19 protein-coding genes are annotated in these 19,155 nt (G+C 46.6%); 11 read left to right on the forward strand and 8 right to left on the reverse strand.

The genetic code is table 11. From position 1 onward, the window contains the following. Positions 1–18: 18 nt before the first annotated feature. Both RIG68_RS18215 and RIG68_RS18220 read right to left on the reverse strand, forming a co-directional pair. A complete protein-coding gene (locus RIG68_RS18215; protein ID WP_350125460.1) occupies positions 19–2,187 on the reverse strand; it encodes a xanthine dehydrogenase family protein molybdopterin-binding subunit in 2,169 nt (722 codons plus the stop codon). Positions 2,188–2,192: 5 nt separating this feature from the next. Then, positions 2,193–2,660: a (2Fe-2S)-binding protein gene (locus RIG68_RS18220; protein ID WP_350125463.1), complete on the reverse strand. Its 468-nt coding sequence runs from the start codon at positions 2,658–2,660 to the stop codon at positions 2,193–2,195. A 187-nt stretch (positions 2,661–2,847) separates the two neighbouring features. Between RIG68_RS18220 and RIG68_RS18225 the strand changes: the two genes are divergently transcribed. Both RIG68_RS18225 and RIG68_RS18230 read left to right on the forward strand, forming a co-directional pair. Beyond that, positions 2,848–3,249: a hypothetical protein gene (locus RIG68_RS18225; RefSeq protein ID WP_350125466.1), complete on the forward strand. Its 402-nt coding sequence runs from the start codon at positions 2,848–2,850 to the stop codon at positions 3,247–3,249. Between the two features lie 4 nt (positions 3,250–3,253). After that, entirely contained in the window at positions 3,254–3,463 is a 210-nt protein-coding gene (locus RIG68_RS18230; RefSeq protein WP_350074468.1) for a helix-turn-helix transcriptional regulator, read from the forward strand. A 53-nt stretch (positions 3,464–3,516) separates the two neighbouring features. Here RIG68_RS18230 and RIG68_RS18235 read toward each other — a convergent pair whose 3' ends face one another. Continuing rightward, positions 3,517–3,915 (reverse strand): tellurite resistance TerB family protein, encoded by a 399-nt coding sequence (locus tag RIG68_RS18235; protein ID WP_350074466.1) that lies wholly within the window; start codon positions 3,913–3,915, stop codon positions 3,517–3,519. A 211-nt stretch (positions 3,916–4,126) separates the two neighbouring features. Between RIG68_RS18235 and RIG68_RS18240 the strand changes: the two genes are divergently transcribed. The 6 genes from RIG68_RS18240 to RIG68_RS18265 all read left to right on the forward strand — a co-directional run bounded on the left by RIG68_RS18240 (position 4,127) and on the right by RIG68_RS18265 (position 8,684). Next, positions 4,127–4,729 carry an acyl carrier protein phosphodiesterase gene (locus tag RIG68_RS18240; RefSeq protein ID WP_350119801.1) on the forward strand — a complete coding sequence of 201 codons (603 nt, stop codon included), beginning with the start codon at positions 4,127–4,129 and terminating at the stop codon, positions 4,727–4,729. A gap of 9 nt (positions 4,730–4,738) precedes the next feature. Continuing rightward, a complete protein-coding gene (locus tag RIG68_RS18245) occupies positions 4,739–5,179 on the forward strand; it encodes a hypothetical protein (RefSeq protein WP_151997253.1) in 441 nt (146 codons plus the stop codon). Beyond that, positions 5,176–5,544, forward strand: coding sequence for a fluoride efflux transporter CrcB (gene crcB / locus RIG68_RS18250; RefSeq protein ID WP_350074462.1), 369 nt, complete (start codon positions 5,176–5,178; stop codon positions 5,542–5,544). The genes RIG68_RS18245 and crcB overlap by 4 nt, the downstream gene beginning before the upstream one ends. A 112-nt stretch (positions 5,545–5,656) precedes the next feature. Beyond that, complete coding sequence (locus RIG68_RS18255; RefSeq protein ID WP_350125471.1) at positions 5,657–6,703, forward strand: aminoglycoside phosphotransferase/kinase family protein; 1,047 nt, start codon at positions 5,657–5,659, stop codon at positions 6,701–6,703. Positions 6,704–6,706: 3 nt separating this feature from the next. Beyond that, positions 6,707–7,567: an HAD-IIA family hydrolase gene (locus tag RIG68_RS18260; RefSeq protein WP_151997256.1), complete on the forward strand. Its 861-nt coding sequence runs from the start codon at positions 6,707–6,709 to the stop codon at positions 7,565–7,567. A gap of 70 nt (positions 7,568–7,637) precedes the next feature. Further along, entirely contained in the window at positions 7,638–8,684 is a 1,047-nt protein-coding gene (locus tag RIG68_RS18265) for an MBL fold metallo-hydrolase (RefSeq protein ID WP_350074460.1), read from the forward strand. Positions 8,685–8,750: 66 nt separating this feature from the next. On the opposite strand, the gene RIG68_RS18270 is transcribed toward RIG68_RS18265, so the two are convergent. The 3 genes from RIG68_RS18270 to RIG68_RS18280 all read right to left on the reverse strand — a co-directional run bounded on the left by RIG68_RS18270 (position 8,751) and on the right by RIG68_RS18280 (position 15,202). After that, the gene (locus tag RIG68_RS18270) at positions 8,751–11,846 is read right to left on the reverse strand and encodes a WD40/YVTN/BNR-like repeat-containing protein (RefSeq protein ID WP_350125474.1); all 3,096 of its coding nucleotides are present in this window, start codon (positions 11,844–11,846) and stop codon (positions 8,751–8,753) included. 62 nt (positions 11,847–11,908) lie between these two features. Further along, entirely contained in the window at positions 11,909–12,634 is a 726-nt protein-coding gene (locus RIG68_RS18275; RefSeq protein ID WP_350074456.1) for a hypothetical protein, read from the reverse strand. Between the two features lie 153 nt (positions 12,635–12,787). Continuing rightward, positions 12,788–15,202 (reverse strand): TonB-dependent receptor, encoded by a 2,415-nt coding sequence (locus RIG68_RS18280; RefSeq protein WP_350125477.1) that lies wholly within the window; start codon positions 15,200–15,202, stop codon positions 12,788–12,790. 546 nt (positions 15,203–15,748) lie between these two features. On the opposite strand from RIG68_RS18280, the gene RIG68_RS18285 reads away from it, so the two are divergent. Beyond that, complete coding sequence (locus RIG68_RS18285) at positions 15,749–16,744, forward strand: helix-turn-helix domain-containing protein (protein WP_350125480.1); 996 nt, start codon at positions 15,749–15,751, stop codon at positions 16,742–16,744. Between the two features lie 51 nt (positions 16,745–16,795). Here the strand turns inward: RIG68_RS18285 and RIG68_RS18290 are convergent, their stop codons facing one another. Both RIG68_RS18290 and RIG68_RS18295 read right to left on the reverse strand, forming a co-directional pair. Beyond that, positions 16,796–17,125, reverse strand: coding sequence for a HesB/IscA family protein (locus tag RIG68_RS18290; RefSeq protein WP_151997262.1), 330 nt, complete (start codon positions 17,123–17,125; stop codon positions 16,796–16,798). Between the two features lie 4 nt (positions 17,126–17,129). Beyond that, positions 17,130–17,540 carry a hypothetical protein gene (locus RIG68_RS18295; RefSeq protein ID WP_151997263.1) on the reverse strand — a complete coding sequence of 137 codons (411 nt, stop codon included), beginning with the start codon at positions 17,538–17,540 and terminating at the stop codon, positions 17,130–17,132. Positions 17,541–17,695: 155 nt separating this feature from the next. On the opposite strand from RIG68_RS18295, the gene mce reads away from it, so the two are divergent. Continuing rightward, positions 17,696–18,097 (forward strand): methylmalonyl-CoA epimerase, encoded by a 402-nt coding sequence (gene mce / locus RIG68_RS18300; protein WP_350125483.1) that lies wholly within the window; start codon positions 17,696–17,698, stop codon positions 18,095–18,097. A 2-nt stretch (positions 18,098–18,099) separates the two neighbouring features. Further along, positions 18,100–19,134, forward strand: coding sequence for a thiamine-phosphate kinase (thiL, locus tag RIG68_RS18305; protein ID WP_350125486.1), 1,035 nt, complete (start codon positions 18,100–18,102; stop codon positions 19,132–19,134). Positions 19,135–19,155 lie beyond the last annotated feature (21 nt).

A 19,155-nucleotide genomic window follows, 5' to 3' on the forward strand; every position in this document is an offset into this window, starting at 1 on the left:
ACTAACCAGGAATTAGTTTTACCCAATCGCCCCCAAATCCAACGGCAATTTCCTCACCCTTACCCCTGTCAAATCAAAAACCGCATTACATAGTGAAGGCGCCACATTGGCCAGGCCAGATTCGCCGGCGCCTTCGGGCTTTTCTTCATTTTGAATGATGTAGGTTTCGCAAGGTGGGCATTCCTCGAATGTCAGCATGTTGTAATCATGGAAATTGGATTGTGCCACTGCCCCGTTCTCCAGCCTAATGCCGCCTTTGTAGGTGGCTGTTAGTCCCATCACAATGGAACCCTCGGTTTGGGCACGTACCGTGTCCGGATTGATGCAGATGCCAACATCCACCACAGTGGTGATTTTGACCGGCTTCACTTTTCCATTTTCCTTTTTCACTTCAATCACCATTCCGGTAAATGCGCCCGAACGTTCCAGAATAGACACTCCACGTCCGACTCCTTCTTCTTTTGGCGCATACCAGTTAGTTTTTTCAGCCAGGGTTTGCAACACTTTCGTGTACCGGAGGTGGTTTTTAAGCATGTCCAGCCTGAAATCCAGCGGATCCTTTCCAGCGGCTCTGGCCAACTCGTCAATAAACGATTCATGAGCAAAACAGTTGGTGGTGTGATACACCGCCCTCCAATAGGTGATCGGCACATAATGCTTCTGAAGCACCCCACTCACCCTGTAATTGGGGATTTCATACTCTGTATTGATGCCTCCCATAAGCTGCCGACCGGCTTCCATTTTGTCGCCCGTCTGGTTTTGTATTTCCTGGGCCACCACTTTATGCTCCAATGTCACAACTTTGCCGCCTGCCACTGTGCCCCGGCAAATATTCAAAGAAGCTGCCCGAAAAGGCCCCTGCGTGAGATCGTCCTCCCTGGTCCACACTACCTTAACCGGCGCTCCCACTTGCAGGGAAATATCAGCAGCCTCCTCAGCCACATCTGTCATCGACCGACGCCCAAATCCACCGCCCATAAAGGTGTAGTTAATGGCTACATTGTCGGGTTCGATGCTGAGCTGCCTTGCCAGTTGTGATCGTATACCGTTCGGGTTTTGTGTAGATCCCCAGAATTCGGCTTTCCCTTCCTTCACGCTTACAGTAGCATTCATTGGCTCCATGCAAACATGGCTCTGATAGGGGGTTTCGTAGGCCGCTTCTATCACTTTTCCTTCTCCACCAACAGTGCTTACATTTCCACCTTCCGCCAATGAAACTCCTTCTTTAGCAGCATCGGCTTTATACTTCTTTAGGATAGTAGCTGATGAGTTTTTTTCAAGACCGCCAGTATCCCATTTTATTTCAAGGGCTTTCCTTCCCTGGTTCGCCGCCCAGTAATTGTCGGCCACCACGGCTACACCCTCTCTGGTATGGCCCCATACATTCCTTTGCGTTTTTACCACTGCCTTTACACCCGGCACTGCTTTAGCTTTTTCATCATTGAAACTGACTACCCTACCTAAAAAAACCGGAGACCTTTCCACGGATGCATATAGCATTCCCGGCACCTGGATATCCAGTCCGTAAATTGCAGCTCCGTTGGTCTTTGCCGGAACGTCCCTTCTGGCTATCGGCTGCCCAATGACTTTGAAGTCGCCGGGTGCTTTCAGCGGTGGGTTTTCCGGCGGAGTAAGCTTTGAGGCTTCTTCCACGAGCTCCCCGTAGGTGAGTTTTTTGCCTGAAGTATGGATGACCTCTCCCAGACTAGCTTTGCATTCGCTCACCTCCACCTGCCACCCGTTAGCGGCAGCCTGCTTCAGCATTTCACGGGCAGCAGCTCCCATGTTCCTGAGGTTGGCATATTCGGTCTGAATACTCCTGCTACCTACTACCATTTGGCTACCATATCTTTTCTCATCTGCCGCCGACGGTAAAATTTCAATTTTCTCCACATCGACCTCCAGCTCCTCGGCCAGGATCATAGGAATGGCCTGGTAGGTGCCTTGGCCCATTTCCGGTCGGTGGTTGTAAAGCAGCACCCGCCCGTTTGTGTTGATGACAATAAACTGATTCAAAGAAAAATCGGTGCCTCCTGCCGGGTCAATAGTGGTTACCTTACCTTCTCCTCCCATACCCGGCGAGCAGCCCACTGCCAAAAAAGCCCCTGAAACGGCTGTCAACCTTAGAAACTCTCTTCTGGGAAGACTATCTCCCAGCGGTGCACTTTTAGTAGTTATCGTTTTCATAAGGCTCAGGCTTTCTGGTTGATTTCAACGGCCTTGTCAACGGCCCTTTTTATTCGGACGTATGTACCACAACGACAAATGATCGGGGACATATAAGCATTGATCTGTTCTTCGCTGGGCTTGGGATGCTTGCTCAACAAAGCAGCAGCCGTCATTATTTGACCCGACTGGCAGTAGCCGCATTGAGGAACTTGCTCTTCTTGCCATGCTTGCTGAACCGGATGATCGTTATCAGCTGACAAACCTTCGATGGTTGTGATGGATTTCCCTGTTGCACCAGAGACTGGCGTAACACATGAACGAACCGGCTCGCCATCGATATGGACGGTGCAAGCACCGCACTGCGAAATGCCACAACCAAATTTGGTTCCGGTCAACAGAGCGAAGTCCCGAATGGCCCACAAAAGGGGCATTTGCGGATCAACCTCCATAGGATAATCTCTGTTATTGATGCGAAGGGTAAGAGATGCCATAGTCTGACTTTTAGTATGCTTTAAGTTAGCCATTTAACCGGAGAAATTAAAAACAACGGACATACAGTCTCTACCCCTCTCTTTCAGCGGTCGCCCGTGCTTGTTACAAACAAAAATCAAATTCATTTGTCTTTATGTAAAGTCTACTTTACTTTTAGTCTTCTTTTAACGACTAAACATGCGAATCATGCAAAAATCGATTGTTCCAAGTTTTCTATATCCGCATTGGACAAAAGCCCTCGGTGGGGTCACCATCCTTTTTGGGCTCATCGTCTTTTTTCACAGACTTGCCGAGTATCAAATAATGGACTTTGCCGGACTCAGCTTTCCTGTTGCTATGGGCCTTATTATGATTTTTTTCTCACGGGAGAAGGTGTATGATGAAAGGATAGCTTATCTCAAATTCAGGTCATTGGCTGCAGCAGTGCCTTTAGGCGCCCTGGTAGCAATGCTGATTAATTATGTTCAAAACTACGAGGGTTATTCCATTGAAACCGATAGTTGGTATTCAATTTCGGCCTTTGAATATCTGTCTATCACCCTCATAATTGCTATTGGGTGGTTCCAATATTTAAGGGTAAAGGAATAGTTATATGACAAACTCCATAAAAGTAGAGCGGGCCAGGAACAATTTCACCCAAGCTGATCTGGCTGACAAGGTGGGAGTTTCACGGCAAACTATTAACTCCATTGAGACCGGGAAATTCATCCCTTCTACGCTCCTTTCACTCAAGATTGCCCACGTGTTCAATGAGAAAGTTGACAATATATTCTCCCTGGAGGACGGCGACTGGGAAGTATAGCACCTTGCAGACCAGCTACTTAAGCGTATTTCGAGAGAGATGAAACGGAGGCACTAGTCCTTGATGAGGTACTTCTGCACCTTTTTCTTCAGCGTTTCCTTGTCGGCTGAAACGTGGGGGTCGGAGTAAATCTTAGTAATGAGATGGTACAACACATCTTCGTTGTAGCCCATTTTTGACGCCATCTTGGCACAATAGGTAATCTCTTCCTTGTAAAGTCGGCCGTCGATCTTCATAAGCTGCACCACACGGTACATGTATTCATACTTTTCGTCATCGGAGAGGTCTGCCAGATTACCTACTTCATGGGTCTCGTCGAAGGCTGTAGCAATATCTTCCTCAGTAAGTCCATTGGCTTTTCCAACTTGCCTTATCAGGTCGATTTCATCCTGCGACACGACTCCATCTATTTTGGCTAGCTGCACCAAAATTTGGAGCTGTGAACGGGACATATACTGACTTGTAACGGTTCCCATGGCGGATTGACTAATACTGCTTAGGTCGAATTAACTCGCTTCCGAGTCGTGAACCAGTAAAAATAACAAATAATGTGAAATTAAAAGGATATCAGCGAACAGGAGCACGTAGTTGTTTTAAAAATGCTTTTCTTTATTCATTAAGTACAAAAACCTAACAGGGGAGTGAGTAAAATCTGTCAATGAAATGAATTTTCTGGCCCATATATATCTTTCCGGCCCCGAAAGGGACATTCAACTGGGTAACTTTATTGGTGACTTTGTGAAAGGCAACCAACTCACAGAGTTCCCTGACCGCATTCAGGCTGGAATCATGCTTCACCGGCACATTGACACCTATACCGATACCCACGAGGTGGTGAGAGAAAGTAAGCTAAAACTAAGGGAGGGCTTCGGGCACTATGCTCCTGTAATTGTTGATGTTTTCTACGACCACTTTCTGGCAAGGGACTGGCAAAAACACCACCCACAAGATTTGAAGGCATTCACGGAGTCATTCTACGCCCTGGCCAAATCAAGGGGCACTGACTTGCCGCCGAGAGCATCAAAAATGCTGAGTTACATGAGTGCCGATAATTGGCTGTACAACTACCAGTTCATTGAAGGGATTAAATGGACACTTACCGGAATGTCGAGAAGAACCTCTTTCAATTCGAACATGGAGCTTGCCCACAAGTCTCTTGAAGCACACTATGCCTCTTTCGAAAAAGAATTCAATATCTTCTTCCCTGACCTTATCCACTCATCGAATCAATTCCTTGAAGAGCTCAAAAACAGGTTTTCCTTGTAACTTTACTCCATGATTGTTTGCAAACCGAAAATTAACACCTATTTCAGTATAGCTGTTTTTGAAGTAGTCGCCGGCGGCCTCCTAGGGCTTATTTATTATCAACTGCCCAACATGGGTCAGTGGAAGTGGCTGGGTCGCTTGCTGCTTCCAATACTTATCGGCATTATGCTGGCTATACTTATTAAAGTCATTTGGTCGCTCAAAAACGTAAAGGTGGCCAAAGAACGTTTTGAGGTATTTTTTCCCATCAGGCGAAAAAAATTGACCTACACAGGCAAAAACCTGCAGAAATGGAAAGAGGAAACCATCAAAACTGCCGGAGGGGTTTACAAGGAAGTAACGCTTATCTTTGATGACGGTAGAAAAATAAGTGTGAGTCAGCAGGAGCATACCGACTACGCACAGCTACTAAAATATATGCATCAAAAATTCAGCAAAGTAAAGGCATGAAGGAGGTACTACTTGTGGGTGCTGGTGGTTTTGCCGGCAGCATAGGGCGCTACCTTTTGGCCCTGGCTGGTACCAGGTGGCTTCCTATGGAGTTTCCTTTGGGAACGTTCACGGCCAACGTGCTGGGCTGCTTTATCATTGGCCTACTCATGGGAGCAGGCATGAAGACGGAGTGGATGACAAAGGATATGTTTCTTCTGCTTGCCACAGGATTTTGTGGCGGTTTCACTACCTTTTCAACCTTTTCTGCTGAAAACATCAACTTTATCACCACCGGGCACTATCTGATGGCTACTTTTTATTTTCTTGGCAGTGTTGTTCTGGGTGCATTGGCAGTGCTTTTGGGAATGTGGCTTATTAAATAGACTTCGCCGAAACTATCTGACGTAATAACGTTATTACTATATGAAACGCAGGGCCTACAACGGCCTTTAGACAATCGAATACCAACATAAGAACATATAACCCCTGATTCAATTGCAAAAACTTTTCGACTTCACAACAATAATAAGAGAGGCCTGGCACGAATACGACCCCAGCCAGTGCATCAAATCTATAACGGACATCAGCGCCAAGGTTTCAACCAATTATGTCTACCGTGTAAAACTTGAAGACGACAGTCTGGTAGTCGCTAAGCTTTCCTATTTTGGGCGGTACCAGCACTTTGTAGAGGACCATACCATCATCAACGCCCTGGCCAACAACCTGCCCGATCCGTTCGAGAATTTTGTAGCGAAGTCACTTACCAAGCACGGACAGCTATTTACCTACCGGTATCAAAATAGCCTTCTGGATGCCTGGGTTGTCTTTTACAACCCTATCAAAATTGACAGAAAACCACCCAAGAGGTTGAATGAAACTCAAATTGGTATTTTGGGTGAGGAACTTGCCAAATTTCACAAAGCTTGCAAAAAAGTAAGGAATACACTTCCACGCAATTTTAAGCAAGCGAAGGACGACCTTGATCAGCTAGTAGAAATACTGGACACTGCACCGGGCCGCTTTGAGTACCGTGGTCACCGTGACACCATCCTTCAGCAGTGTGAATTGCTGTACGAAAACAGTGACAAACTAAAAGCACAAAACTTTGACACGATTCCCGTCTTTATCGATTGGAACATTGGAAATTTTTCTGTGACAAAAGATTTTAAGTTCTATTCCCGGTGGGACTATGACTGGTTCAGGATGAGTAGCAGGGTCATGGATTTCTACTTTTTCAGTCGGGTGACGTCAGATATCGGAGATCGTACTATCTTTAGCTATCTGATTGATCCGTTGATGGAAGATCGCTTCCTGATTTTCCTTAAGGCCTATCATGCAGTTTACCCATTAACCAAAGATGAAGTTCTATTCATGAAGGAAGCCTACCGCTTTTTTATCCTCAATTATGTGGTAAAAGACGGGCGCTATTTCTTTCATGAGCTTTATTCCAGTCGCTTGCGACAGGAAGCCTTCGAAATCTATTTTCCCAGCCTCGACAAGACCTTTGATTCTGATAAGATCTGTCGGGCTTTAAACCTGTAGCTAATGCGCATTAGAAGTTTCAAGTCGGTCGTTTCAAAATACAAAACGGTCTTTTTCGATGCATTTGGGGTGTTGAAAAATTATAAAGGACTCATCCCTGGTATAGAAAACACCTTCACCTATCTGGAAGAACAGGGTATTAATTATTTCATCCTGACCAACGATGCCTCCCGAAGCCCGCTGCAACTGGCTGAAAAGTACCAAAAGCTTGGCATACCCAATATTACAGAAGACAGAATAGTGTCGTCAGGAATGTTGGCCAAAGAGTACTTAACCCTGAAGGTGAAGAAAGGGGCGGTGGCCTTTTTAGGCACTGAGGAGTCGGCTCACTACATCGAAACCAATGATTTAAAAACGGTTCCAATTTCCAAGCTTGACATAGACAATACCGACGATATCAATGCACTGGTGTTTCTGGATGACGAAGGATTCGATTGGAACCATGATATCAACAAGGTGGTGAACTTGCTGAGAATGAAGAATATTCCGGCTATTGTTGCTAATACTGACTATGCCTACCCTGTGGCAAAGCACGAAGTAGCGATTGCCGTGGGAAGCCTGGCCGACATGGTAGAAACCATTGTGGGAAAACAATTTATCCGCTTTGGTAAGCCCGACGCTCAAATGTTCAACTTTGCCTATGAGCATTCCCTTAACAATGGTGTGAAGCCTGGAAAAGAGAGCATACTCATGGTGGGGGACACGCTTATCACCGATATTATTGGGGGCAATAAGTTTGGGCTCGATACCGTGCTCGTTCTCACGGGCAACACATTGCCCGAGCAAGCAGATGTGAGAATCAAAACCACAGGCATTATCCCTACCTATATTTGTGACTCAGCTGTGATACAAAGAGAGGAATAGTCTGTGATCATAAAAGGAAAATAAAGTAAAACCGAACCTTGATCGTCTTCATAAGTAAAACATTGTTAGCATGATAAAAAGCTTCGGCAAGGCTCCCGAAAAAGAGGTCATCAATCGATCAGATCAATACCAGAAAGGACGATTTCAAAACCCGATAAGCACCACCGCAGCGTCTCTCAAAGACATGCCTCAGGTGATGGGGCGGTATATGAGGCGAAAAACGGAGAAAGCGCCCTCTAGTGCCTACAAGTTTCAAGAGGCTAATCGTGACATTATCAATGTGCTTGACAAGACGGGCGTTTACCTCAACTGGCTGGGCCACGCCGCAGTGCTCATTCACGCCGGAGGAAAGTACTTTCTGCTTGACCCCATGTTAGGCGAAAGAGCTTCACCCTTCCAATGGATGGGGCCGAAGCGCTATGCCCCATCGCCGATCGATCCAAAAAAATTACCAGCCATAGAGGCAGTAGTGCTGTCGCACGACCACTATGATCACCTGGACTACCCCACTATACTAGCGCTGAAAAACAAGGTGAAAAAGTTCATTGTACCAGTTGGCGTGTCGTCGCACCTGGAGCATTGGGGCGTGCCCAAAGAAAATATTGTTGAAAAAGACTGGTGGGAGAGCTACCAAGGTGATGGCTACACCTTTACTGCCGCACCAGCCCGGCATTTTTCGGGAAGGTTATTCACCAGGGACAATACCCTTTGGTGCTCATGGGTGCTGAAGTTCGGAGAAAGCAATATCTACTTTGCCGGAGACTCGGGCTATTTTGACGGCTATGCTGAAATCGGGCAAAAATACGGGCCCTTCGATATGTCGCTTATGCCAATTGGCGCCTATGACACTGCCTGGCACGACATCCACCTTAACCCTGAAGAGGCAGTTGAAGCATTTCTTCAGCTTCAGGGCGGGCAGTTCTACCCCACCCATTGGGGCACTTTCGACCTGGCCCTGCACAGCTGGTATGAGCCCATTAAATGGCTGAATGAACTGGCTGAAGCGCACAAAATAAAAACCGTTACCCCGACTCCTGGTGAATGGGTGCATTTATTCGACAACCCAACCGATAAAAACTGGTGGCGAAAATACTCCAGTGAGTTGAGTTTAAGGTGAGAAACGAGAATACTGATAAAAAACTGCCCTGTTTTCGCTTTTGGAGCAAACAGGGCAGTTTTTCATTTATTCACTCGCTTTGAATGACTCAAAGCTCTGCGCTTTCAGTGTCTCTCCTCCCGCTTTTTCAATAGCCGAATTTAATTTCTGTAGCTCTTCGCCAGTCAAGGCAGCAAATTTCAGCTGTTCGACTTTAAAATCAGCTTCCAGCGTGGCTATTCTATCAAGGTGAGACTGTGAAGGCCTGCCGGGGTAGCGGGTGATTGTGCCGTAAATTTGACTTATCTTCTCACTGAGGCGTTCATCCTCATTGACATAGAAATCCCCTCCAAGAAACACCAAATTGTCTTTAAATGTCTGAACCGACCTGGCATAGGCTGTCGCCTTCTTTGCTAGCTTAGGCTGGCCTTTGGCCAAATCTTCAGCTTGCTGCTGCAACTTCGAAGACACATCGTACACCCATGCCATCTGCTCTGTCATATCATAAAGTTTCCGCACAGTTTGCTCCTGCAGCTTTCGGTCTTCCACTGAGTGTAGCGACCTGGGATCGTAGCCAACAGTGTAAGTAGTCTCAAAAGCTTCCTTACCCTTCGTCACCACTGCCTTATAGGTGCCGCCAGGAAGGTCAGGCCCAAAGACATTACCAATCAGCGACATTCGGTTGTTGGTAGGAGCTGCCTTTGGCTTTTCCATTCTGGTGGGCATATCCACAATATTGACACCAGCCGACTTGCCAGCCGGAAGTTCCTTTATCATATTACCCGCCTCATCAAACACCTGAATGAACATTTTACCAAACACATGCCGCTTCTGCTGAAAGTAGATGATGCGAGGAGCTTCATTGGGGTTCTGCCCTACAAATTCGCCTGCTCCACCGAACCAACCACCACCGAAATCAAAGCCTGAAGTATAGGCTTGAGGACTATCAAAAAAAGTAAAAGGTTTGTCCATGACCTCAGGAGTCAGTGCCCTCAGCGCTGGTAAATCATCGATAATGATAACACCCCGGCCATGGGTTGCCAATACTAAGGCATTGTCCCTTGGATGAATAACCATGTCTCTGACTCCAACTTTCGGCACGTTGTTGGAGAACCTACCCCAATTTGATCCGCCGTCCACTGAAATGTAGAGCCCGAATTCAGTCCCAAGAAATACCAGATTCTCATTCACTAAATCTTCCCGCACCGACAAGGCGTAGCCAGAGATATCGGGTGTTGCAAGTGAAACCCATGTTTTGCCAAGATCAGTACTCTTAAACAAGTAGGGTTGTATGTCGCCCATCCGGTGATGATCGAAGGTGACGTAGATAGTGTTTTTATCAAAATGACCGGGCTCCACGCTCGTACACCAGCTTTTAGCAGGCAATCCTGAGATGTTGGGAGAAACATTTGTCCATGTAGTTCCTCCATCGGTTGTTACCTGCAGATTGCCGTCGTCGGTACCTACCCAAATCAGTTTTTCATCGAGCGGCGATTCGGCAATGGCATAAATCGTTGTGTTGTTTTCAGCAGCTGAGTTATCGGTAGAAAGGCCGCCAGACTGCTTTTGTTGTTGGCGGGCTGGGTCGTTAGTGGTCAGGTCTGGAGAAAGTCGCTTCCATGATTCTCCCTTGTCTTCCGACATAAACAAGAACTGGCTACCAAAGTAAAGTCGTTTCGGGTTTGACGAGCTTTTGTGAATCGGCGCATTCCAGTTGAAACGAAACTCCGCTTCGCCAACCCTTGGGTAAGGTTTGATGTCCTTGCTGTCAGCAGAGAGCAGGTTCACCCTGCTTATTTCACCACCCTGAGCTTCGGCATACACTACATTTTTGTCTTCCGAATCTACATAGGCTGCAAAACCATCCCCACCAAGCACAAACTGCCAGTCTTTGCTGGCTATACCTCCCTGACTTTTCGATGGCCCTCTCCATGAACCATTGTCCTGAAGCCCACCATAAATATTAAAAGGCTCCTCCATGTCAACACTCACGTGGTAGTATTGTGCCAGTGGCAGGTTCATGAACATCGTATATGTATTGCCATTGTCGAGGGTTCTGTAAAGCCCGCCATCAGTGCCTGCAATATTGATTTTTGAATCGGTGGGGTGAATCCAAACAGCATGGATGTCGGAGTGCATGCCGCTATCGATTATTTTGAAGGTAGCACCGCTGTCTTCCGACATGATCAACTGTAGACCACACTTATAAACAATTTTTTCGTTGGAGGGAGAAACTGTGAGCCTCGCAAAGTAGAAAGGCCTCACTTTATTGTTAAAATCGCCATTGACAAGGGCAAATGATTCACCCGCATTGTCAGACCGGTAGAGCCCCTTTTCCTCTTCCTTGTCTGCCTCCACCGATAAGTAGATTATATTGCGATTAGACGGCGCAATTTCCACTGCCAGCCTGCCAAGTGTGCCTTTAGGCAGACCCTGGGTTACTTTGGTCCATGTCTTTCCGCCATCGGTGGTTTTATGTAATCCACTTCCCGATCCTCCCGACCTGAATGAGTAAGGCGTACGGCGGAAGTCCCACATGGCTGCATACAGTGTATTCGGGTCTTCCGGGTCCATCGTCAGGTCAGCGCAGCCAGTTTGAGGATTGACATAAAGCAGCTTTACCCATGTTTCCCCGCCATCGGTGGTTTTATAAACCCCACGCTCTTCGTGATCATTCCATAGGTGGCCCAGCACGCCCACATACACAGTATTTGAGTTGGTGGGGTCAACAATAATATCGCTGATCCTTTCGGAGTCTTTCAGCCCCATGTTTTTCCATGAAGAACCTCCGTCTGTGGTTTTGTAGATGCCATCTCCCACCGACACGCTATTTCTTACCCAGGTTTCACCCGTTCCAACCCACACAGTGTCGGGGTGATTTTGGTCAATGGTCACCTTACCTATTGATTGGGTATGTTCGTCAAAAACCGGTGTAAACAAAGCCCCGGCACTCTGCGACTTCCATACGCCCCCTCCGGCTGCTCCGACGTAAATTACTTCGGGCTTGCTATTGACAACGTCGATGTCAGAAATTCTTCCACTCATAAGCGCCGGGCCAATGTGGCGTGCCCTGATGTCTCCAAAAAGGTCACTTGTTTTTATGGAAGACTGGGCGAATAGAGAAAACGGAGATATGATAATGGCCGCCAGAACGGGCAACCACACAGATATAATTCTTTTCATAGAAATTGGGTTAACTGAATGCGGAAAATAAAGAGGCCTGCTGGAACGCAGGCCTCCCGATATTATTTAGGAAGTGCAAACACCGAATCGTCCAATGTGGCATTCAGGTCGTAGCTGTCTACAACTATCTGCATCACAGTTTGACCCTGAAACTTAGTCGTCATCGAAAACGGAAGCATAAAATCGCCAACAGCATCGTAGTCACTCATGAAAGTTTCCACAGGCTGCCCCTCTGTTGGGCCTGTTTTGGCAAAGGTTCTGACCATAATTGGCACATTATTGTCCTTGTCGAAAAAATGATATTCAATATCACCGCTTTTCTTCGTGAGCTTCACTTTAAAGCAATCAGTTCCTTCAATGTTCTCCTCTCCATCCAGTGCTACAGCGTGTCCTTTGCTTTTGTAGTCAATGAATTCATCTTCCATCTGGTTGTCTTCCATTTCTTTCACCTCTTCCGCAGTAAGCACTTTGGGTTCAGTAATTTGGGCCAGCGGATTGATCATCCATCCTTCTTTTCCGTCGTAAGCCTGAATGATCTTCTTTCCCTGAATATCAATATCCATTCTAAACTTGTTGGGGTACTTCTGCGACATGGTAGCGGGGAATTCGAGCCCCCCCTGGAGCATTTTACCCGTCATTTTCATGCTCTTCAGGTTTTTCCAGTTGCTAAGTCCACCTGTGATTTCGAAATAGCTGGTCAGTATATCGTCGACATTCTGGGCTTGAGCGGTTGAAATTCCGGTGCAAGTGAGGGCCAAAATGATGACCAAATAGGATAAACGTTTCATAATTAGTTTGATTAATGGTTCAGTATATTGAATTAGTAGCCTTTAAATAAAGGATATTACAGTTCAAAAGCTATTTTTTCCGTTTATACCAACTCAACAATTTCTTGCCAGCCTTAGACAAAACCCATCAGCCGCCGGGCACGGTCGCTTCGGTTATAGCGAAAAATCTACCCGATAGTAAAACAGCGGTAAAAACCCGAGTTGATATTCCCTGCGAATGGGGTCAGCAGAAGGGTCGGTTTGATCGGGGGCCCAGCTCAGCTTCAGCACATTTTTGATGCCCAACACATTGACAAGATCCACTGCAATTTCGTGGCTGAGTTTGGACCTGTTGATGCGGTAGTTGATGCGAATATCTGCTCGGAAGTAAGGCGGAAATTGAAGTGAATTCCTTGTTTCGTCAACATAAATCACCTCTTTTTCTCTCTCGGAAGCTACAGGGTCCGCCGGGCCATACCTTCTACCCCCAGCGTTGGTGATTTTGGTTCCCAGGCCAATCAGATTGTCTTTTCTGGTCGTCCACTCTTTGGTGAAAAGTGCGTTCACTGCATAATTGCCATTAAAATCAGTATCTCTGAGCACACCATCGCTGCCTTTGTACTTTGACTCAAAAAGAGAGGTGGTGAGCATGAAAAAATAACCGCCCGAAAAGGCCCTGTCAAGTGTAAATTCGATGCCATAATTTCTGCTCTTTCCCGTATTGACGAGGGAGTCGGGGAAGAATCGGGAAAAGCCCGCCCCTGTGTTGACCAGAGAAAAAGAGGAGCTGTTTTTCTCAACAGGAATATTAAACAAATACTGGTAATACACTTCTGTTTTGAACCGGATATTGGCAGTGACCATCTTAGCATACGAAGCCACATAATGAACACTCTTCGTAAAGTCCATTTCCTGATTGTAAAGACCTGAAGCCCCTGGCTTGGAATAAAAGTACAGGTAGGTGGGTTGAATCTGGCTGTGAAGCCCCACTCCTGCATTGAGGCTTTGGCCTCGGCCCATTTGCCAGGCCAACCCTGCTCTTGGCTCAATGGGTGAAAAGCTTTTACTGAGGCTAAAGTATTGGCTGTGCAGCCCCGACGCCAAACTTAGTCTGTCGTTGAACTTGTGCTTCCACTGCACATAGGGCTGAAGAAGGAGAGCCTGCTCCTGCGAGTTCCATCTTGCCGTAAACTCGCTGAAGTCAACTCCATCGTCCTGAAGCACCCTTGCGCTGTCCAGAAAGTTAAAGTCGTACAGGTCGTTGTTGAAGCCGTAAACAAGGGAGTTTTTAGCGTTCAGCTTTTGATAAAAGGTGAGAATGGCTGAATATTTTGCCTGGTTGAACTGATAACCAAGAATCTGAGGCAGGGAATCGACAGCATAAAATCCTTCGGCATCCACATGCCTGTAGATATAATAATGCTGGGCATCCTGACTACCAGCAGAGGCGGCCAGCGTTGCCTTCATTAAAGTGTTGCTGCCAAGTGGCTTTGTGTAGCTGAGTCCCGTTACACCCATGTTGGTGCTGAAATACTGATCCCGGTCGTTTTCGCCATACAAATTGCGCTCAGGCTTTTTCTGCTCGCTGATCAGGATATCAATGTCGCTGTCCCCACCAATACCAAAAGCCGAAATACTCCCGCCTCCAGCCAGGGGAAAGTTAAGGCGAAAGGCCATGTCCTGGTATTTGGGAACGGCAGAAGTGCCTATATCAATTCCCAGGCTGCTGAACAGCGACAAGGTGGAATACCTGTAATTAAAAAGGTAAGAAGAAGTATGCTTCTTCGAAAGTGGTCCTTCCCCGAAAACCTCCGTACCCAAAAAACCCAGCTGCCCGCTGAACTCGTGCCTCCGGTTGTTTCCATTCCTCATTCGCAGATCAAAAACGCCCGCAATGCTATTACCATATTCGGCCGGAAAAGCCCCGGTATAGAAATCGGAGTTGGCCAGGATCTTATTGTTAATGATGCTCACCGGCCCACCGGCAGTACCCGGAATGGAAAAGTGGTTGGGGTTCGGGATATTGATACCCTCAAGCTGCCAGAGTACTCCCTGAGGGGAATTGCCTCTGATTACGATATCATTCCGTGAGTCGTCGGCACCCTGAACACCGGCAAAGTTGGACGCCATCCTGGCAGGGTCGCCCCGGCTTCCAGCATATCGGTCGGTTTCCTCCACAGTAAAAGCCCTGACGCTAACCACCGCCATGTCATTCATTGGTTCGTTGCTTGCCGATGCCTGAATCACAACTTCCTGAAGTGCTTCCACCGACTCCTCCATTTCAACAGCAAGCGAAAGCTCTTTACCGGAAGTAACCAGGATGTTGTTGAGTGATGTCTCTTTATACCCGATAAACGAAAACCTGAAAGAACGCCTGCCTAGCGGCACACTCCTCAAAATAAACACCCCATTCAGATCCGTCACGGCGCCTACAGCTCCAAGCGTATCCGCCAGCAAAACATTGACACCAGGAAGTGGTAGTTTGGTTTCTTTCTCAATCACTGTCCCAGTTACAGTTTGTGTAATCTGCGCTTCAGCAAACGTCACACAAAAAAGCAAAGACAGGGCGCATAGCAATTTCTTTCCCATTCAGATGGTGTTAAAATAACCCATACAATAATAAATGAATTTATGCGGATTAGAGCTTTGTCCTCCGGTCAATACTTGTTAGAAAAACAGGCGGTGAATTTTGAACAATCTGGATAGCTGGTTAAGAAAAAATCCCTGGGGAAAGTGAAATTTAACTACAAGCAACATAGCCATTGCAGCCAAGAAGTAAAAGATCGTCACTACCGAAATATCATAATTCGCTTCCATAATATTTTTGTTTAGTAGCCCGAAACAAAAGGTGCCGGCGGAATAGCTGATAACCTTAGATGGCGGTTTTAAAAAATAAGTGTGGGTTTAAAAAATAACCACTCCACCGGCTTCCTTTTTTGTTTGATGATATCAAAGTAAGGGAATAGCGAAATGAATGTCATCCGGTTGTGCGCTGACAGGATAGGAATGATTTGCAAAAAATCCAACAGCAGGAGTCAGCAGGAGATAGGATTTGCATTTTTTGCAAATCCATCTCCAAATGGAGATATTAGAGGGTCGAAAACGACAACTTCAATACTTATCAGCCTCCAAACCTTGAGTGAAACACCCAACATACAGGCGTCGTTCCTTGGACAAATCCGACTGAAGCTCCCGGCCAATATCGCCTTTGCAGAAGAACTGGCTGACTTGTTAAATATCAGCAGGGACAGCGCCTACAGGAGAATTCGGGGAGAGACTCTGCTCAGCATTGAAGAAGTCACTCTGCTTTCCAACAAGTTTGGCATTTCGCTGGACGCCCTGCTGGCTCAGACGTCAGAAACTGTCATGTTCCACGTAAGGCAGGTATCAACCACGGGCTTCACATTTGAAAAATATCTGGAAAGCATAAAGGGCAACCTGGAAACGATCAACAGTTTCCCTGACAAGGAGTTAGTGTATTGCGCCAAAGACATTCCCATCTTCTATTATTTCCCCTATCCTGAGCTGGCTGCATTTAAGATGTTTTTCTGGATGAAAACAGTGCTTCGCTACCCGGAGCTTGAAAACAAGAAGTTTTCTTCCTCCCATGTTTCGGGTGTGCTCAAGGGAATAGGTGATAAAATCTGGTCGCTATACGCCAAGATACCCAGCACCGAAATATGGAGCGATGAAACTATCATTGTGGTGATCAAGCAGCTTCAGTTCTATCTTGAGTGCGGACTGTTCGAGGACAACAAGTCTTACAAAGTCATTCTTGGCCAGCTCAATGATATGATAGGCAACATCAGGCATTTTGCGGAGATAGGATCAAAATCGACTAAGCCTGGCGAACAGGGAGGTGCCTTCAGTCTTTATAAAAATGAAATTCTGATCGCCGACAATTCTATATTTTTCAAAATGAGCGACAAGCGTGTGGCTTTCCTGACGTACAATACTTTCAACATTCTCTCCACGTCCGACCCTTCTTTCTGTCGGTCTACTGAAGATCATCTGGCCAATTTGATCAATAAGTCCTCGTTGATCAGCAGTAGTGCCGAGAAAGAAAGAAGCAAGTTTTTCAATAGAATGGAAAAAGAAATAAAGCTAGCAGAGGAGCACCTGGAGGAATAAAAAAAGCCGTCAATTGACGGCCTTATATTTTCGCATTCGATGATCAAGGGGCTAAACAGCGAAACTCTCCCCGCAACCACAGGTGCGGGTCGCATTGGGGTTTACAAAGTGGAATCCCTTGCCATTTAAACCGTCGCTGAAGTCAAGCGTGGTGCCTATCAAATAAAGCAGGCTGCGCTTGTCGACAAGAATTTTAACCCCCTTGTCCTCAAAAATCTCGTCGGTTGGTTTCAACTCTGAGTCAAACTCCAGGTTGTACATCAAACCGGAGCAGCCGCCACCCTGCACTGCCACACGGATGTTGTGGTCGTTGGTGTGTCCTTCCTTCTCACGGAATTCAACGATCTTATTCTTGGCTATGTCAGTGATACCTATATTCATAATTTTACGTCATTGGGTTCAAAACGCAACTGTAAACTGTCATCGTGTTCACATCTCGTCCGTAATACAATTTATCGAGCGCATCGTACATGTTTTTGGCCCGGAAGTAAGAAGTTTGAAGCTCACGCATTTCCTTGGAAACCCACTGAATGGTGTAGCTGTACTCCTTTTCCCGATAGCTCTTCACGTAGTCGAGCATTTTGATGAGAGCCTCTACTTTGTCAAGCCCAATCTCTGTGCGAAACAGAAACGACTGATTGTGTCGGGGGTTAACAGTAATAAGATCCAGTTTGGCCTTACCTCCCTCCAACGTAGTATACTCAAAAATCAACTCGCTGCTTTTAAGGCCAAGGTAGGTCTTTATTTCATTTTGTACCCTGGCAGCATCGGCATGCACATCGGTTCTTATTTCCATCCAAACAATAATGTTTGATACTAGCTCCTAACGCATTTTTATAGCAAATGATCTATAAATCAGCATTACTAGAAACTTTTCCGTAAGAAGAAAAGTTTCTTCAACTTTGCAAAAGTAATCAATCGGCCATCGGTTTCAAACAACCCTCCACCTGAATGACCAACGTAGAACATATTGGAATTGCTGTAAAAAGCCTCAGTGAGGGGAATGCTGTTTACGAAAAGCTTTTGGGTGTTGCTCCGTATAAGAGCGAAGAAGTGGCCTCCGAAGGTGTAATGACCTCGTTCTTCAAGGTAGGGAGTACCAAAATAGAACTGCTTGAAGGTACTAACGACCTGAGCCCCATTTCAAAGTTCATAGAAAAACGAGGAGAAGGCATTCACCATGTAGCTTTTGAAGTGAATGACATAAAAACCGAGATGGAGCGCCTTCGAAAAGAAGGGTTTGTGCTATTGAATGAAGAACCAAAAAAAGGCGCTGACAACAAGTTGGTGTGCTTTGTACACCCAAAAGGAACAAACGGTGTGTTGGTGGAGCTTTGCCAGGAAATAAGATAATCATGAGTGAACAACCCAAAAGAACAGAACTAGGGGAGCTAGGCGAGTTTGGCCTTATCGACAGGATCAGCGATCGGTTCAAAAATAATAATGCGTCAACCTTGAAGGGGATTGGCGACGATGCCGCCATCATCAAAACGGGCGACAAAGTGATGCTTGTGTCTACTGACATGCTGATGGAAGGCATCCACTTTGACCTTTCTTACATGCCTTTGCAGCACCTTGGCTATAAGGCAGTGGCGGTAAATGTGTCGGACATTGCGGCTATGAATGGTATCCCCACGCAGATCACCGTCAACATAGGGCTGAGCAACCGGTTTTCGCTTGAGGCCATAGACGCACTTTACGAAGGCGTCAGAATGGCGTGCGAGAATTACAAAGTAGACCTGGTAGGTGGCGACACCACATCATCAGCATCGGGATTGGTGATTTCCGTTACGGCTATTGGAGAAGCTGACCCGGAAAAGGTAAGTCTCAGAAGCGGTGCCAAAAAGGGTGATATCGTGTGCGCCACAGGCGACCTGGCAGGTGCTTATATTGGCTTGCAGGTGCTGGAGCGTGAGAAGCAGGTTTTCAAGGCCAATCCCGACATGCAGCCTAACCTCGGGCCTTACGATTACATTGTCAAGCGGCAGCTCAAGCCGGAAGCACGCATGGACATTATCCATGAATTGAGAGAGCTGAACATCGTACCTACTTCAATGATCGACATTTCAGACGGGCTGGCATCGGAGCTTTTTCACCTCTGCAAGCAATCGGGGCTGGGCGCAAAAATTTACGAGGACAAACTACCTATCGACACGCTGACCTATAACACAGCAGTCGAATTCCAGCTCGACCCAATTACCTGCGCTTTGAATGGCGGGGAGGACTATGAGCTTTTGTTCACCATTAGTCAGGAGGATTTCGAAAAGCTGAAAAACCACATGGACATCCACTTCATTGGCTATATGACAGACGCCAAAGAGGGCAGGCATTTGATTACCAAAAATAGCAACGCAGTTGAGCTAAAAGCACAAGGCTGGAAACACTTTTAGATGTTTGCATCGTTTTGTATC

This window comes from Imperialibacter sp. (genome assembly GCF_040222385.1).
Taxonomy (GTDB): Bacteria; Bacteroidota; Bacteroidia; order Cytophagales; family Cyclobacteriaceae; genus Imperialibacter.

Excerpts from the sequence above, each read along its gene's own strand:
- RIG68_RS18215 (WP_350125460.1), bottom strand. The coding sequence starts at position 2,187 with ATGAAAACGATAACTACTAAAAGTGCACCGCTGGGAGATAGTCTTCCC.
- RIG68_RS18220 (WP_350125463.1), bottom strand. The coding sequence starts at position 2,660 with ATGGCATCTCTTACCCTTCGCATCAATAACAGAGATTATCCTATGGAG.
- RIG68_RS18225 (WP_350125466.1), top strand. The coding sequence starts at position 2,848 with ATGCAAAAATCGATTGTTCCAAGTTTTCTATATCCGCATTGGACAAAA.
- RIG68_RS18230 (WP_350074468.1), top strand. The coding sequence starts at position 3,254 with ATGACAAACTCCATAAAAGTAGAGCGGGCCAGGAACAATTTCACCCAA.
- RIG68_RS18235 (WP_350074466.1), bottom strand. The coding sequence starts at position 3,915 with ATGTCCCGTTCACAGCTCCAAATTTTGGTGCAGCTAGCCAAAATAGAT.
- RIG68_RS18240 (WP_350119801.1), top strand. The coding sequence starts at position 4,127 with ATGAATTTTCTGGCCCATATATATCTTTCCGGCCCCGAAAGGGACATT.
- RIG68_RS18245 (WP_151997253.1), top strand. The coding sequence starts at position 4,739 with ATGATTGTTTGCAAACCGAAAATTAACACCTATTTCAGTATAGCTGTT.
- crcB (WP_350074462.1), top strand. The coding sequence starts at position 5,176 with ATGAAGGAGGTACTACTTGTGGGTGCTGGTGGTTTTGCCGGCAGCATA.
- RIG68_RS18260 (WP_151997256.1), top strand. The coding sequence starts at position 6,707 with ATGCGCATTAGAAGTTTCAAGTCGGTCGTTTCAAAATACAAAACGGTC.
- RIG68_RS18265 (WP_350074460.1), top strand. The coding sequence starts at position 7,638 with ATGATAAAAAGCTTCGGCAAGGCTCCCGAAAAAGAGGTCATCAATCGA.
- RIG68_RS18270 (WP_350125474.1), bottom strand. The coding sequence starts at position 11,846 with ATGAAAAGAATTATATCTGTGTGGTTGCCCGTTCTGGCGGCCATTATC.
- RIG68_RS18275 (WP_350074456.1), bottom strand. The coding sequence starts at position 12,634 with ATGAAACGTTTATCCTATTTGGTCATCATTTTGGCCCTCACTTGCACC.
- RIG68_RS18280 (WP_350125477.1), bottom strand. The coding sequence starts at position 15,202 with ATGGGAAAGAAATTGCTATGCGCCCTGTCTTTGCTTTTTTGTGTGACG.
- RIG68_RS18290 (WP_151997262.1), bottom strand. The coding sequence starts at position 17,125 with ATGAATATAGGTATCACTGACATAGCCAAGAATAAGATCGTTGAATTC.
- RIG68_RS18295 (WP_151997263.1), bottom strand. The coding sequence starts at position 17,540 with ATGGAAATAAGAACCGATGTGCATGCCGATGCTGCCAGGGTACAAAAT.
- mce (WP_350125483.1), top strand. The coding sequence starts at position 17,696 with ATGACCAACGTAGAACATATTGGAATTGCTGTAAAAAGCCTCAGTGAG.
- thiL (WP_350125486.1), top strand. The coding sequence starts at position 18,100 with ATGAGTGAACAACCCAAAAGAACAGAACTAGGGGAGCTAGGCGAGTTT.